General features: G+C 72.9%; 12 protein-coding genes. 4 read left to right on the top strand and 8 right to left on the bottom strand.

Going from position 1 to position 14,241, the window contains the following annotated elements; all coding sequences use genetic code 11:
• Window positions 1–8: 8 nt before the first annotated feature.
• On the top strand, window positions 9–524 hold the full coding sequence (locus tag OHN19_RS02930) for a flavoprotein (protein ID WP_330262576.1): 516 nt from the start codon (window positions 9–11) through the stop codon (window positions 522–524).
• Between the two features lies 1 nt (window position 525).
• Here the strand turns inward: OHN19_RS02930 and OHN19_RS02925 are convergent, their stop codons facing one another.
• The 5 genes from OHN19_RS02925 to OHN19_RS02905 form a co-directional block, all read right to left on the bottom strand.
• Window positions 526–1,317 (bottom strand): MBL fold metallo-hydrolase, encoded by a 792-nt coding sequence (locus OHN19_RS02925; protein ID WP_330262575.1) that lies wholly within the window; start codon window positions 1,315–1,317, stop codon window positions 526–528.
• A 59-nt stretch (window positions 1,318–1,376) separates the two neighbouring features.
• A complete protein-coding gene (locus tag OHN19_RS02920) occupies window positions 1,377–2,174 on the bottom strand; it encodes an alpha/beta hydrolase (protein WP_330262574.1) in 798 nt (265 codons plus the stop codon).
• Between the two features lie 37 nt (window positions 2,175–2,211).
• On the bottom strand, window positions 2,212–3,030 hold the full coding sequence (locus tag OHN19_RS02915; RefSeq protein WP_330262573.1) for an alpha/beta hydrolase: 819 nt from the start codon (window positions 3,028–3,030) through the stop codon (window positions 2,212–2,214).
• Between the two features lie 10 nt (window positions 3,031–3,040).
• Complete coding sequence (locus tag OHN19_RS02910; protein WP_330262572.1) at window positions 3,041–3,865, bottom strand: alpha/beta hydrolase; 825 nt, start codon at window positions 3,863–3,865, stop codon at window positions 3,041–3,043.
• Window positions 3,866–3,961: 96 nt separating this feature from the next.
• Entirely contained in the window at window positions 3,962–6,709 is a 2,748-nt protein-coding gene (locus OHN19_RS02905) for a helix-turn-helix transcriptional regulator (RefSeq protein WP_330262571.1), read from the bottom strand.
• A gap of 202 nt (window positions 6,710–6,911) precedes the next feature.
• On the opposite strand from OHN19_RS02905, the gene OHN19_RS02900 reads away from it, so the two are divergent.
• Window positions 6,912–7,883, top strand: coding sequence for an aldo/keto reductase (locus tag OHN19_RS02900; RefSeq protein WP_330262570.1), 972 nt, complete (start codon window positions 6,912–6,914; stop codon window positions 7,881–7,883).
• A 21-nt stretch (window positions 7,884–7,904) separates the two neighbouring features.
• On the opposite strand, the gene OHN19_RS02895 is transcribed toward OHN19_RS02900, so the two are convergent.
• Complete coding sequence (locus OHN19_RS02895) at window positions 7,905–8,696, bottom strand: phytanoyl-CoA dioxygenase family protein (protein ID WP_330262569.1); 792 nt, start codon at window positions 8,694–8,696, stop codon at window positions 7,905–7,907.
• Window positions 8,697–8,759: 63 nt separating this feature from the next.
• On the opposite strand from OHN19_RS02895, the gene OHN19_RS02890 reads away from it, so the two are divergent.
• Window positions 8,760–9,731 (top strand): helix-turn-helix domain-containing protein, encoded by a 972-nt coding sequence (locus OHN19_RS02890; RefSeq protein WP_330262568.1) that lies wholly within the window; start codon window positions 8,760–8,762, stop codon window positions 9,729–9,731.
• Between the two features lie 346 nt (window positions 9,732–10,077).
• Window positions 10,078–12,096 carry a ricin-type beta-trefoil lectin domain protein gene (locus OHN19_RS02885; protein ID WP_330262567.1) on the top strand — a complete coding sequence of 673 codons (2,019 nt, stop codon included), beginning with the start codon at window positions 10,078–10,080 and terminating at the stop codon, window positions 12,094–12,096.
• Window positions 12,097–12,116: 20 nt separating this feature from the next.
• On the opposite strand, the gene OHN19_RS02880 is transcribed toward OHN19_RS02885, so the two are convergent.
• Both OHN19_RS02880 and OHN19_RS02875 read right to left on the bottom strand, forming a co-directional pair.
• Entirely contained in the window at window positions 12,117–13,373 is a 1,257-nt protein-coding gene (locus tag OHN19_RS02880) for an arsenic transporter (protein WP_330269517.1), read from the bottom strand.
• A gap of 123 nt (window positions 13,374–13,496) precedes the next feature.
• Window positions 13,497–14,150, bottom strand: a complete 654-nt coding sequence (locus OHN19_RS02875) for a DUF4232 domain-containing protein (RefSeq protein WP_330262566.1) — start codon at window positions 14,148–14,150, stop codon at window positions 13,497–13,499.
• Window positions 14,151–14,241: the final 91 nt, after the last annotated feature.

Genomic DNA, 14,241 nt, shown 5'->3' with positions numbered 1-14,241 from the left:
GTTCCGGCGTGACCGAACAGGACGAGACACCGCCCTTTCTCTACGTCGTCGTCTGCGCCGCCGGTATCGCCGCGGACGTCGGCAAGCTGATCACCGCCGCGCAGGAGCGGGAGTGGCACGTCGGGGTCATCGCCACGCCCACCGCCATGAACGGCTTCTTCGACACGGCCGCCGTCGAGGCGCAGACCGGTTACCCGATCCGTTCCGCCTGGCGCCGCCCCGGAGAGCCACGGCCCTTCCCGGCGCCCGACGCGGTGGTGGTCGCCCCGGCCACCTTCAACACCGTCAACAAGTGGGCGGCGGGCATCGCCGACACCCTCGCCGTGGGCACGCTGTGCGAGGTGGCCGGGCAGGGCGTCCCGATCGGTGTCCTGACCTGCGTCTCCGACGACCTCGCCGCCCATCCCGCCTACCAGGAAAGCCTGATCCGGCTGCGCGGGATGGGCGTGCGGTTCGGACACCCCTACCAGGGCGTCGAGGGCGAGGAGTTCGGGTGGGAGCGGGCGCTGGACCTGCTGGAGTGAGTCAGACCTCGACGGCCAGCGGAGTGCCGGGTGTGAGCCAGCGGAAGCGGGCGCGGAGGTCCGCGGGGGCGCGGCCGAGTTCGGCCTCGACGGCTTCGCGGCCCTCCCGGAAGTGCGACCAGCCCTCGTAGTGCACGGGCAGCACGGTGTGCGGGCGCAGCAGACCGCACAGTTCGAGCGCCGGGGCCGCGGTCATCGTGTAGCGGAGCGGGTCGGTCAGGGGGAAGCGCACCCCGCCCAGGTGGAGCAGCACCGTGCCCACGTCGATCCGCCGGGGAACTTCGCGGACCCCGGCGAACAGGACCGTGTCGCCGGTGATCCACAGCGCGCCGTGCCGCTGGCCCTCCCAGCGCAGGGAGAAGCCCGTGACCTCGCCGACCAGCGGGCGGGACAGGGGAGGCCCGTGCCGGGCCGGGGTCGCCGTGACCTCCAAGGTGGGGCGACCGGGTGCCTCCAGACGCGAGGTCGTCCACGCGGCGAGGCCGTGGGAGGAGCCGCCGAGCCGGACCGCCCCGGACGGGGTGGTCAGGACCGTGTCCACGCCGGGCAGCAGGGCGCGGCCCGCGGTGTCGAGGTTGTCGGCGTGATGGTCGTGTGTCAGCAACACGGCGTCCAGCGGCGGGAGTTCGGCCGCCTTGAGGGCCGGGCCCGTGGTCTTCGTGGAGGAGGCGCCCGGGCCGAAGGAGTAACGGCGGCCGGGCGGGTCGAACGTCGGGTCCGTCAGCAGCCGCCAGCCGGCCGCCTCGATCAGCGTGGTCGGCCCACCGACGTGGGTGATGCGCGCCTCGGTCATGGAGGGTCCCTTCCCCGGGCCCGGGACGGCAGGCCCACCGCCCGCCCCGGGCGTTCCGGCTACTCGGCGTGCGACACGGCCCAGTCGAGGACGTGGTCGGCGATCTCCTCCCAGCCGGGAGCGGCGGGCAGGAGGTGCGGACGGCCCGGGTACTCCTTGAACTCCGTGACCGTGTTCGACTTGTAGTGCCGGGCGTTGGACCGCTGCACCTTCGGCGGCATCAGATGGTCGTGCTCACCCGCCACGAAGAGCAGGGGAGCGCGGTTGTCGTTGTGGTAGTCGACGTAGGTGCTCTGGTGGCCGGGGCGCAGGGTGGCCAGGGCGCTGTCGAAGAAGATGCTGCCGGAGGCGGGGACGGCGTACCGCTCGTACAGGGCCCGGGACTCCTCCTCGGGAAACGTGTTGGTGAACGCGTAGTGCCACTGCTCGAAGTCCAGGGCCACCGCGCGGTGCCGGTTGGCCGGGTTCCTGAGGACCGGGAAGGCCGCCTTGACCTGGGTCAGCGGCAGCACCGCGACCCCTTCCGTGGGCGCCGAGTTGAGGGCGACGCCCGCCGCCCCGTACCCGCGGTCCAGGAGCAGCTGCACGAACACGCCGCCGGCGGAGTGGCCGATCAGGACGGGCGGCCGGTCCAGGCCTTCGACCACGGCCACGAGGCTTTCGACGATCTGCGGGACGGTGACCTTCTCGACGGGCGTCGGATCGGCGTTCAGGGACTCGACCTCGACCTCGAACCCGGGGTAGGCGGGGGTGAGGACGCGGTAGCCGCGCTTCTCGTAGTGGGCGGCCCAGTGCTCCCAGCTCCTCGGGGTGACCCAGAAACCGTGGACCAGGACGATGGTGTCCGGCGTGCTCATGGCCCCTCCTCGCGGGGTGTGAAGTCTCGGGGAGACGTCAGTGCGTGGCGCGTCGCGCGGCCTCGATCTGGCGGAACACCGCGTCCGGGCGGGACATCATCACGACGTGCGAGGCCCCCTTGACCTCCACGACCCTGCTCTTCGCGCGCTTCGCCATGAAGTGCTGGACCGCGGGCGGGATGACCCGGTCGGCGGTCGGGACGACATACCAGGACGGCAGCGAACTCCACGCCGGTACGCCGCTGGGCGCCCCCAACCCGCCCACACTGGCCGGGCGTTGGGTCACCGCCATGGCCCGGGTCAGCTCGCGCGGCAGGTCCTGGGCGAAGACGTCGTGGAACTTCGCCGGGTCGACGTAGGCGTCGATGCCCGGCTCCGAGCTGCCCGGCACCGGGTACGGGCGGGTCAGCAGGGCGTCCGGCAACCGGCTGCCGGGGAACTGCCCCGCCAGCTGGAGCGCGCTCTCGCCCTCCGCCGGGGCGAACGCGGCGACGTACACGAGTGCCTTCACGTTCGCCCGGCCGTGCCCGGCGTTGGTGATGACCTCGCCGCCGTAGGAGTGGCCGACCAGGATCACCGGGCCGGGGATCGTGTCGACGACGCTGCCGACGTACTGGGCGTCGCCTCCGATGTCGCGCAGCGGGTTGGCGGGGGCGATGACGTCGTAACCAGCCTTGAGCAGGAGGGTGCTGACGTCGTTCCAGCCCGAGGCGTCGGCGAAGGCACCGTGCACGAGGACCGCGGTCGGTCTGCCGGCGGTGCGGGCCGACGCGGGGGTGACGCCCAGTGTGAGGGCGCCCGCCGTGATCAGTCCGCCCGCGAGGACGCGCCGGCGGGAGTGGTCTTCGGGAACCATCCGATGACTCCTAGGAGTTGAGGAACGCGAGCAGATCGGCGTTCAGCTGGTCCTTGTGCGTGTCCGTGATGCCGTGCGGGGCGCCCGCATAGACCTTGAGCGTCGCGTTCTTGACCCGGGCCGCCGAGGCCTTGCCGCCCACCTCGAACGGCACGACCTGGTCGTCGTCGCCGTGGATCACCAGCGTGGGCACGTCGAAGGCGTCCAGGTCGGAGCGGAAGTCGGTGGCGGAGAAGGCCGCGACGCACTCGTAGGCGTTGCGGTGCCCGGCCTGGAGTCCCTGCCGCCAGAACGCCGCCCGGACGCCCTCGGAGACGTTCGCGCCGGGCCGGTTGTTGCCGAAGAACGGCCCGTCGGCCAGGTCGCGGTACAGCTGCGAGCGGTCGGCGAGCGAACCGGCGCGGATCGCGTCGAACGCCTCGATCGGCACCCCGCCCGGGTTGTCGTCGGTCTGGAGCATGAACGGCGGCACGGCGGAGACCAGCACCAGCTGGGCGGCCCGGGAGGTGCCGTGCCGGCCCACATAGCGGGCGACCTCGCCGCCGCCCGTGGAGAAGCCGATGAACGTCGCCTCCCGCAGGTCGAGGGTGTCGACCAGGGCGGCGAGGTCGTCGGCGTAGGTGTCCATGTCGTTGCCGTGCCAGGTCTGGGTCGAGCGGCCGTGCCCGCGCCGGTCGTGGGCGATGACACGGAAGCCGTTCGAGGCGAGGAACAGCTGCTGCGCCTCCCAGCTGTCCGAGTTCAGCGGCCAGCCGTGGCTGAGGACCACCGGGCGGCCCTCGCCCCAGTCCTTGTAGAAGATCTCGGCTCCGTCGGCTGCGGTGACGTACGGCATGGGAGTGCTCCCGTCTGCGGGACGTGTGCGACCCGTCGATCCTCGTTCGGCGCCGCCCGCCCCGAACCCCGTGGAGCGCGTAGTCGTGACCCCGGCTCAGAGGCCGGGTGCCTGCGCCAGCTGTCTGCGGGAGGTGACGTCGAGCTTCCGGAAGACCTTGCGGAGGTGGTAGTCGACGGTGCTCGCGCTGATGAACAGCCGGCCGGCGATCTCGGCGTTGGTCGCGCCCGCCTTGGCGAGCCGGGCGATGGTCAGCTCCTGCGGGGTGAGCGTGCTCGCGGCCAGGGCGGGACCCCGCTGCGGATGCTCGCCGGTGGCGGCGAGTTCCGTCGTGGCGCGGGAGGTGTACGCGGTGGCGCCCATCTCGTCGAACATCGTGAGGGCGGTGCGCAGGTGGTGCCGGGCGTCCTTGCGGCGCTTGCGGCGGCGCAGCCACTCGCCGAACAGGAGGTGGGCGACGGCCAGATCGGCCCGCGCCCTGGTGGCGGCGAGGAGACCGATCGCCTCCCGGTACAGCGCCTCGGCGTCGCTCACCGGAGCGAGCAGGGCGCGGCAGCGGGCCAGCAGGCCCAGCGCCCAGGGGGTCGCGGTGCTTTCCGCCCGGGCGGCGAGAGTGCGCAGGGCGGCCGTGGCCAGGATCCGGTCGCCGCAGCGGACGGCGGCCTCGACCAGCGGCGGCAGCAGCCGGGAGTGCACCCCGAGCAGGTCCTGCTCGATCAGCTCGTGGGAGACGCTGCGGGCCCGCGCGTAGTCGCCGCCGCCGAGGGCCAGGATCATCGTGCCGATCCGGGCGATGGACTCCACGGCGCCGTTCCCCAGCCAGGTGCCGGCCTCCATCGAGCCGCGCAGCACCGCCTCCAGGTTCTCGGAGTCCGCGTGCCAGGCGAGGAGTTCGGGGTGCCGGTACAGCTCCCACATGTCGTCGCTCGCGCCGAGCGCCGCCCGGATCTGACGGCCCTGGGCGTGCAGGTCGTCGGCGAGCGAGAGGTGACCGAGGATCGTCTCGTGCATCACCGTGCAGTAGAGGGCCATGTCCAGCTGCTGCAACGCTCCCGTCGCGCGGGCGACGTCCGCGGCCCGTTCCATGACCGCGCTCTGCGCGTCCGCGTCCCACAGCATCATCGACAGCGTGACCGTGGGCAGAAAGGCCCGCAGCACGTCCTCGTCGGCGGTTCCCGGGTCGAGAAGCATCGCATGGGCCCGCCGCATGTCGGGCACCGCGCGTTCGTACCCGTCGGTGACCAGGACGGCGAAGGCTCGCAGCACCAGGTCGGTGCCGGACACCGGGCGGGTGCGGGGGAGCAGGTCGTCGATGGCCCGGGCGATCTCCGCCACCGTCGTGTCCCGGATGAGGTGTTCCGCGCAGACGGCACGGTCCACCGCTCTCAGCAGGGCCTCCCGGGCGAGGCCGGGCGCTCCGTCCGCGAGGACCCGGGCGGCTCGCAGACACAGGGCGGACGCCCGGGCGAAGGAGCCGGCGTCGCCGAGGAAGGTCACCGCGTTGGCCCGCACCAGCAGCGCCCGGCCCCGGCCGACGGCGTCCAGCAGCCCGATGTCGAGCGCGTCGAGCAGTGACTCGGCCTGGAGCGGCGCACCGGCGGTCAGCGCCGCCTCCGCCGCCGCGAGCAGCCGACCGGTGCGTACGGCCCCGGCCGGCGACATCTCGGCCGCCCGGGTCAGGAACGTCGCGCGAGCCGCGTAGCCGCCCCGCGCGCCCGCCCGGTCGGCCGCCTCCTCCAGGCCCGCCGCGACGGACTCGTCCGGCCCGATCGTCGCCGCGGCCCGGTGCCAGGCCCGCCGGTCGGTGTCGGCCGGATGGTCGGTCACCTCGGCCAGCGCCCGGTGCGCGCGCCGCCGCTGCACGCTCGTCGCGCCGCCGTACACCGCGGACCGCACCAGCGGATGCCGGAACTCGACCCGCCGGCGCAGGACGACGAGCCGCGCTGCCTCAGCAGGGCCGGAGTCCTCGGGGCCCGCCCCGAGACGGCGGGCCGCGGCCGTCACATAACCGAGGTTCCCGCCGGGCTCGGCCGCCGCCAGCAGCAGCCAGGTGCGGACCGGGCCGGGCAACCCGCGGACCTGCTCCAGGTAGTGCGCCTCCAACCGGCTGCCCACGGGCAGGGGTTCGGGCAGTGCGAGGGAACCGGAGAGCTGGTCGGCGGAGAGCTCGCGGCCCAGATCGGTGAGGGCGAGGGGGTTGCCGGAGGTTGCGGCGACGATCCGGGCGCCGACCCGGGCGTCCACCGGACGTCCCACCGCCTCGCGCAGCAGCTCCAGCGCGAACTCCTCGGCCAGACCGGTCACTTCGGTCACCGGGAGGCCCGCCGGGACCGCGAATCCGGTCCGGGCGGCGAGCAGCACGCCGACGCCCTCCGCGTGCACCCGGCGGGCCACGAACGCGAACACCCCGAGGGACTCCTCGTCCACCCACTGGGCGTCGTCGACGCAGACCAGCACCGGCCGGCCGGTCGCCGCCTCGGCGAGCAGGTCCAGGGTCGCGAGCCCCACCAGGAACCGGTCCGCTGGGGGACCGTCGGCCAGTCCGCAGGCCACCCGCAGGGCCTGGTACCGGCCCGCGGGCAGTGCCTCGGACTGCTTGAGACCGTCCAGCAGCGGCACCAGCAGCCGGTGCAGGGCCGCGAACGGGAAACCGGACTCCGCCTCCACGCCCGCCACCCCGAGCACCCGCAGATCCCCGGCCCGCGCCACCGCGTGGTCGAGGAGGGCCGTCTTGCCGATACCGGCGTCGCCCCGGAACACCACCACACCGCTCAGCCCGTCCCGCAGGTCCGCCACCAGGGCGTCGAGCTGCTTCTGTTCGTCGGTCCGTCCCTTGAGGATCACGCCAACGCCCTTCGAGAAGGTCCGGATGCGGTGGTCCTGTGCGGTACTGGTGAAGTTTCCTCATTCAATCAGTACCGGACACGGCGGACGCAGGCATTCGGTTCAGCCCGGGCCTGCCGGCTCTGTGCCGACAGGGGACCCCGACCGGGTGCGAAGTCGTACGCTCCCCTTCGAACCTCTCTCGAAGGCAGGAGCAGCAACGATGCAGTACGTGAAGCTCGGTTCGACGGGCCTGGACGTCTCGCGGATCTGTCTGGGCTGCATGTCCTACGGCCTGCCGGACCGGGGCGTGCACGAGTGGACCCTCGACGAGGAGGCGTCGCGGCCCCTGATCCGGCAGGCCCTGGACGCGGGCATCAACTTCTTCGACACCGCCAACGTCTACTCCGACGGCACCAGCGAGGAGATCGTCGGCAAGGCCCTCGCGGACTTCGCGAACCGCGACGAGATCGTGCTGGCGACGAAGGTGAACGGCCGGATGCGGTCCGGGCAGAACGCGGCGGGGCTGTCCCGCAAGGCCATCATGACGGAGATCGACCACAGCCTCAGGCGCCTGGGCACCGACTACGTCGACCTGTACCAGATCCACCGCTTCGACCCGCACACCCCGGTCGAGGAGACCATGGAGGCCCTGCACGACCTGGTGAAGGCGGGCAAGGTGCGCTATCTCGGGGCCAGTTCGATGTTCGCCTGGCAGTTCTCGAAGATGCAGTACACGGCCGAGCGGCACGGCTGGACCAAGTTCGTCTCCATGCAGAACCACTACAACCTCCTCTACCGCGAGGAGGAGCGCGAGATGCTGCCGCTGTGCGCCGACCAGAAGGTCAGCGCCCTGCCGTGGAGCCCGCTGGCGCGCGGCCGGCTGACCCGGGACTGGGGCACGGTCACCGACCGCAGCTCCACCGACGACTTCGGCAGCCGCCTCTACCAGGAGGGCGACCGCAGCATCGTCGAGGCCGTCACCCGCATCGCCGGCGACCGGGGCGTCCCGCGCGCCCGGGTCGCCCTCGCCTGGCTCCTCGCCCAGGACACCGTGGCGGCCCCGATCGTGGGCGCGGGCAAGCCGCACCACATCGAGGACGCCGTGGCGGCCGTCGAACTCGAGCTCAGCGACAAGGAGATCGAGGAGCTGGAGGCGCCGTACACGGCCCGCCCGATCGTCGGTCACAGCTGACCCGGGCCGGATCGCATCCCGCTAGTGCGGTCCGTGCGGTGCGAACTCCGTACCGCACGGACCCGCCCCCTCGCTCTCCGGCAGCGGCACCCGCGTGCCGCTCATCGACAGCGTCCGGTAGTAGTGCCCGATCCGTTCCGTGGAAGCGCCCACGTAGTGCCCGATGAACGAGCGCCGGAACCGGTCGGCCGTACGGTTCGGCTGCGATCCGTGCACCAGGCTGCCGTTGAAGAACAGGACGTCCCCCGGCGCCATGTCGACGGGAACGGCGGCGAGCCCCGGCGGCGGCGCCACGTACTCCTTGGCGAACGACACCTCGGAGTCCGCCAGTTCCGGGCAGAAGAGGTCCATGCGGTGAGTGCCCGGGACGACTTCGAGACCGCCGTTGTCCCGGTCGATCTCGTCGCAGGCCACCCACGCGGCGACACAGGTGCCCGGCTCGACCCGCAGATAGAAGTTGTCCTGGTGCAGCGCCTGCCCCCGGGCCCCCGGCGGCTTGAAGTAGAACATGCTCTGCGCGGCCAGCACTTCCTCGCCGAGCAGCGACTCCAGCACCCGCCGCAGCCGCGCGTCCAGCAGGACCTCCCGCGCGAGGCCGTTGATCTCGTGCGGCTGCATCACCCGCGGGTACCTGCGCAGCGGATCCGCGGATTCGCTCGGCTCGAAGTGCCCCGGCACCGGGCCGCCCGCGTGCAGTGCCGAGAACTCCGCGCACAGCCGGTCGATCTCCTCGCGGGCGAACAGCCCCCGGACGACCGTGAAGCCGGCCTCCTCGAACTCCCGGACCCCTGCCTCGATGCCCGTGACGGTCATGCGTCCACTCCCTCGTCGGATGTGTTCCACTCGTCACGCTAGGCCGCAGCGCAGGTGAGGAGGATGCCCGTGACCACCGACGGATTGCCCGAGACTGCCGCGCCCGGTGATCCCGGCGACCCCGGTCACCACGGCGACCCCGGCCCGCCGCCGGGCCTCGTGGTCGTCGGTCACTACGACGAACTCCCCGGCTACGCCCTCCAACGGCCGCGCGGCGCCGACAGCTGGCTGTTCACCTGGACGGTGAGCGGCCGGGGCACCCTGCGCCAGGGACGGACCGAGACCGGGGCCGGCGCCGGTGACCTGGTGGTGCTCGCCCCCGGCGTCCCGCACCGCTACGGCGTCCAACAGGGCGCCGAGCACTGGGAGTTCTGGTGGGCCCACTGCGGAGCCAGACCCTCCTGGACCGCCTGGCTGGGGCCGCACGGCAGAGGTGACGGCCTGTACGCCGTCACCCAGGACCCCGCCGCCGACAGCCCGCACGCCCGCATCGAGGCCGCCTTCCGCCGCATGCTCGCCGACGCCCGCAGACCCGTCACCGGCACCCCGCCCGCGTCCCTCCCGGTCGACGACCGCGTCGCCGTCGCCGTGGCGCACGGCACCACCGCCCGCGAACTCGCCCTGAGCGCACTGGAGGAGGTCGTCCTGCTCACCGCGGGCGCCGTCCGACGGACCAGGACCGGTGCGGACCCCCGCGTGCACCGTGCCCAGGAGCTGATCGCGGCCGACCCCGGCGCCCCGCACACCGTCCGGTCGCTCGCCGCCGAAGTCGCGTTGTCGCCGTCCCGGTTCGCCCACCTCTTCACCCGGCAGCTGGGCCGCTCACCGATGCGGGCGCTGCGCGAGGCCCGGCTGCACCATGCCGCCCGGCTGCTGGAGAGCACCGACCTGTCGGTGGAACGCGTCGCCGCCGCCTCCGGCTTCGCCAGCCCCTTCCACTTCAACCGGGTCTTCCGCGAGCGCTACGGGACACCGCCCGGCGCCTACCGGGCCGCCGGCTCAACGGGGGCCGCGGACCCAATGGTTGGGGCATGACCTCGTGAGGCCACCCGGGCGCGCCGTGTAGTGGTGGTTCAATGGTTTCCTGGATCTCATCGCGGAGTTAACTGAATCCTGTTTCCAAAGACGAAATCCCCGGTGCTGACGAAACGTCTATCTGTGCGTGGCGGACGGAATGCGCAAAACCGCGAGATCACTTGTTGAGCGTCCCTGACCTGTGTAAAAGTGTGCGTTGTCAGCGCACAGACAATGCACATTTCCCCCTGTGTGCTCATGACCCCCTCCGTACGCCCCTCATGCTTCAAAAGAGCGTCCAAAGGCGGACGTACCCATTGGTATGGACTTAATGCAACGCAGCATGCCCTCGGGAGGAAATGCCGCCGTGAATGACGCAGGCCTGTCGAATTCCCCGTCTCCGGTTCGCCCGCACGACGTCACGGACGAGCAGCTGAGCGCCGAGCTCAAGAAGTGGAGCGGCACGACACCCGCCCTGCAACCCGTCGGTGAACTCCTGGACCGGCACTGGGAAGCCGCGTTCGCCTACGCGCGGCTGTGCACCGACGGCCCCCGCCCCGCGGGCATGCTCACCACGGCCGCGTTCACCCGCCTGTTCGGGGAGTCGCTGCGCCAGACCGGACCGACCGCCGCATGGCGGCCCCATCTGCTCGTCACGGTCCGCCGGATCGCCGCCGAGTGGGACGCCGACGGCCGACGCGAGATGCTCCACCCGGCCCTGAGAACCGAGGCGGACGGCGAACGCGCCGCGGCCCGTCTGCTGCCGCCCGCCGACCGCCGACTGCTGTCCGGCGCCTTCCAGCGGCTTCAGCAGTCCGCCCGCTGCCTGCTGTGGCACACCGAGGTGGAGGCCGAACCCCTCGGCGTCCCCGCCGGGCTCCTGGGCCTCGACGAGGAGGACGCCGCCGTCGAACTCCGCCGGGCCCGCGACCGGCTGCGCGAGGAGTGCCTCCAGGTGCACCGCGAACTCGCCCCCGAGCAGGAGTGCCGGCACTACCTGCGGCTGCTCGACGTGACCTACCGGCGCGGTGGCGTCGACCTCGACCCCGATCTGCGGGAGCACCTGGAGCGGTGCCGGCACTGCATGCACACCGCGGACCAGTTGCACCAGTTCAACGGCGGGCTCGGCCTGGCCCTCGCCGAGGCCGTGCTCGGCTGGGGCGCGGACGCCTACGTCGCGTCCCGGATGAGCGTCGAGGACACGGGAGCGGCCCGGGAAGCCCAACAGCACGCACCGGCCAGGCCGTACGTGGGGGAGTCCTTCGAGTCCTTCGGAGCGGGGGAGTCCTTCAGCGCCGGAGGGCCCTTCACCGCCGGAGAGGCCTTCGGCGGGCGAGAGGGCTTCGGGCCGGGTGAGGCCTTCGGCATTCCGTTGCCGCCCACCGTCCCGCCCGCGGGAGCCGCCCCCGCCGTCCCCGGACCACGTGCCCAGGCCCGCTCCGCCTCCCGCCGCTCGGCCCACAAGGCCGCCCGGCGCACCTCCCGCCGCAACCTCACCGCCGCGGTCCTCACGGTGAGCGGACTCGTGGTCCTGCCGCTGGTCCTGTGGTCCTCGCTCAGCTCGTCCGACGGCGACAAGCAGTCCGCTGCCGGCCCCTCCGAGACGCCCGGCTCCGACGCGGCCTCCGCCACCGGCGACCCGTCCTGGGCCGGGGCGAGCGAGGCACGCAAGGGCGACCTGCGCGGACGCCTGCACAACGTCGAGTCCGGGCTGTGCGTCGGCGTCGTCGGCAAGAAGATCGCCCCGGGTGTCGAGACCGCCCTCGCCGAGTGCTCCGCCGCCGAGGGCCAGCAGTGGACGTACGAGACCGACGGACTGCTGCGCAGCGCGGCCGACCCCGATCTGTGCCTGGACTCCCACCTCGGCTTCTCGGTACGTCTCGCGCCCTGCACGGGCGCCACCCAGCCCGGTGCCAAGAACGTCCGCTACGACTTCACGCTCCAGGGCACCCTCGTACCGCGCTGGGACCAGGACCTCGCCCTGACGCCGGCCGCGACCGACGGATCCGGCGCGCTGGTCCTGAAGAACCGCGACGACGGTTCCGCCCAGCGCTGGGTGTTCGACACCTCCAAGACCGAGCCGCAGATGCAGGCGGTCAACTGGGACGCGGAGAGCAGCCCCACCCCGACCCCGAAGTCCGCCCCGGCGCCCTCGAAGACGCCCACGGCGACCCCGACACCATCCGCCACGCCGTCCGCTCCGCAGGCGTCGCCGACCCCGCCGAGCAGCCCCGGCACGGGCCAGGACTGCTACGCCAACCCGTACGCCTGCGGCTGGGGCGCTCCGTACGGGGGCGGCTACGGCGGAGGGTACGGCGGTGGCTACGGGGGCGGCTACGGCTACGGGGGCAGCCCTTACGGCCCCGGTTACGGCGGCGGGCGCTGACGCCGTCCCGCGTGTTCCGCTCAGGCTCCGACGAGCTGGAGTGAGCCCCACAGCGCCACCACGGCCGCGGCGAGCGCGGTCGGCACGGTCAGCAGGCCGAGCCGGGTGAACTCGCCGAGACCGACCTCGTGGTCCTGCCGGTGCAGGATGCGCCGCCACAACAGCGTGGCCAGGGACCCGGCGTAGGTGAGGTTCGGGCCGATGTTCACGCCGAGCAGCACCGCGAGGACGGCGCCGGGACCGGCCGCGGCCGTCAGGGGCAGCAGCACCAGGACCGCGGGCAGGTTGTTGATCAGGTTCGCCAGGACGGCGGCCAGCGCGGCGATCCCCAGCAGCGCGACAAGCCCCGTCCCGCCGGGCAGCACGTGGTCCAGGGCGTCCGCGAGACCGTTGTCCACGACCGCGCGCACCACGACGCCGAGCGCGAGCACGAAGGCCAGGAAGGCCGGTGCCGCCGCCCGGACCACGGTGACCGGCGTCGCCTTCCGCCGCACGAGCGCCCGGCCCGCCAGCACCAGCGCCCCCGCGCACGCGACCCAGGCGGGGTCGACGCCGAAGGCCGACGCCACCACGAACCCGGCCAGCGTGCAGCCGACGGTGACCAGGGCGGACAGGGGCAGCGCGGGCTCGTCGGCGGACTCGGGGGAGTGGTCGACGACGGTGAGGTCGGCTGCGAAGAAGCGCCGGAAGACCACGTACTCGACGCCGATCGCGACCAGCCAGGGCAGCGCCATCAGCAGGGCGAACCGGGTGAAGCTCACCCCGCTAGCCTCGAAGGCCAGCAGATTGGTGAGGTTGGACACGGGCAGCAGCAGCGAGGCCGTGTTCGACAGGTGGGCGCAGGCGTAGACGTGCGGCTTGGCACGGGCCCCCATCCGGGAGGCGGTGGCCAGCACCACCGGTGTCAGCAGGACGACGGTGGCGTCCAGGCTGAGCACCGCCGTGATCGCCGACGCCAGGAGGAAGACCCCGGTCAGCAGCCGCCCGGGCGAGCCGGCCGCCCGCCGCGCCAGCCAGGCCCCGCAGGCCTGGAACAGCCCCTCGACGTCACAGAAGTGGGCGAGCACCAGCACCGCGGCCAGGAACCCGACGACGGGCCCGAGCCGCTCGGCCTCCGCCCACGCGTGCTCGGGGGAGATCGCCCCGGTCACGACCACCAGGCCGGCCGCCGGGACGGCGAGCACCGCCTCCGGCCATCCGAAGGGACGCAGGACCGCCCATGCGAGTACGGCGACGAGCAGGGCGACGGACAGGGCTTCGGCGAGCGGGGTGTTCAGGGCGGTTCCTTCGGAGGGCGAGCAGATCGTGCCCGGTCATGAAACCAGGCCAGGGTAAGAACCCTCCCGATACCCCCGACCTCGACCTCGATGCCCGACCTCGTCGGGCCCGATCCCGACCGTTCAGGCCCCGGTGCCGGGGCTGAACGGGATGAGCCGCACCGACGACTCGTTGCCGGACACCGGGACCTCGCCGCCCTTCCAGGTCACCTTCAGCGGGTCCTCCTCGTCCGGCGGGGTCACCACGAGCGCGGCCGGGGTGGCCGTCCCCGCCCCGCTGACCTCGGGGTTCGCGAAGGACAGCCCCGCCCAGGCACTGCCGCCCGGTGCGAGCCTCACGGTCTCCGGCTCACCGGAGGACCGCTTGGGATCCGGGCCCAGCTGCTTGCCGGACGCGTCGACGAAGGCGGCGCCCGGGTAGCCGTACAGCGTGCAGGTGCGGCTGGACTCGTTCGTCAGCACGACCGGGAAGTTCTCCTGACCCGCGCCCGGGTTGTTGCGGCCGACGGAGGCGCTGAGCTCGGAGGTGTGGCAGCGGGTGGCGGAGGCAGGTGACTGAGACGCGGACGGGGTGAGGGAGTTGCTCACCGCGTCGGTGGGGACACCGCTCGGCGCGCTGCTCGCCGCTTCCGTGGGAGAGGCGGACGCACTGGTGGCGGGCCCCGTGGTCGGTGCGCTCGTCCCGTCGTCGCTGCCGCAGCCCGCCGTCAGCCCGAGCAGCGCGACCGAACCCGCGACCAGCGCGGCCGGCCGTACCCCGAGGAACCTGTTCGTCATGTCTCCACACTCCCGGAGATCTCACGCGTCCGCGCCGTACGGCGCCTCGTACCCCGTCATCAGGGTCCGACGCGGCGCGGCCCGGAAAGGT

This window comes from Streptomyces griseorubiginosus, from assembly GCF_036345115.1.
Lineage (GTDB): Bacteria > Actinomycetota > Actinomycetes > Streptomycetales > Streptomycetaceae > Streptomyces > Streptomyces griseorubiginosus_C.
The sequence above is the reverse complement of the archived record's forward strand: the minus strand, read 5'-3'. Positions and strand labels throughout refer to the sequence as shown.

Bases quoted from the DNA above. Each gene is read 5' to 3' on its own strand.
- OHN19_RS02895 (WP_330262569.1), bottom strand. From the start codon at position 8,696: ATGACCGTCACGGGCATCGAGGCAGGGGTCCGGGAGTTCGAGGAGGCC.
- OHN19_RS02925 (WP_330262575.1), bottom strand. From the start codon at position 1,317: ATGACCGAGGCGCGCATCACCCACGTCGGTGGGCCGACCACGCTGATC.
- OHN19_RS02910 (WP_330262572.1), bottom strand. From the start codon at position 3,865: ATGCCGTACGTCACCGCAGCCGACGGAGCCGAGATCTTCTACAAGGAC.
- OHN19_RS02875 (WP_330262566.1), bottom strand. From the start codon at position 14,150: ATGACGAACAGGTTCCTCGGGGTACGGCCGGCCGCGCTGGTCGCGGGT.
- OHN19_RS02920 (WP_330262574.1), bottom strand. From the start codon at position 2,174: ATGAGCACGCCGGACACCATCGTCCTGGTCCACGGTTTCTGGGTCACC.
- OHN19_RS02915 (WP_330262573.1), bottom strand. From the start codon at position 3,030: ATGGTTCCCGAAGACCACTCCCGCCGGCGCGTCCTCGCGGGCGGACTG.
- OHN19_RS02900 (WP_330262570.1), top strand. From the start codon at position 6,912: ATGCAGTACGTGAAGCTCGGTTCGACGGGCCTGGACGTCTCGCGGATC.
- OHN19_RS02890 (WP_330262568.1), top strand. From the start codon at position 8,760: ATGCCCGTGACCACCGACGGATTGCCCGAGACTGCCGCGCCCGGTGAT.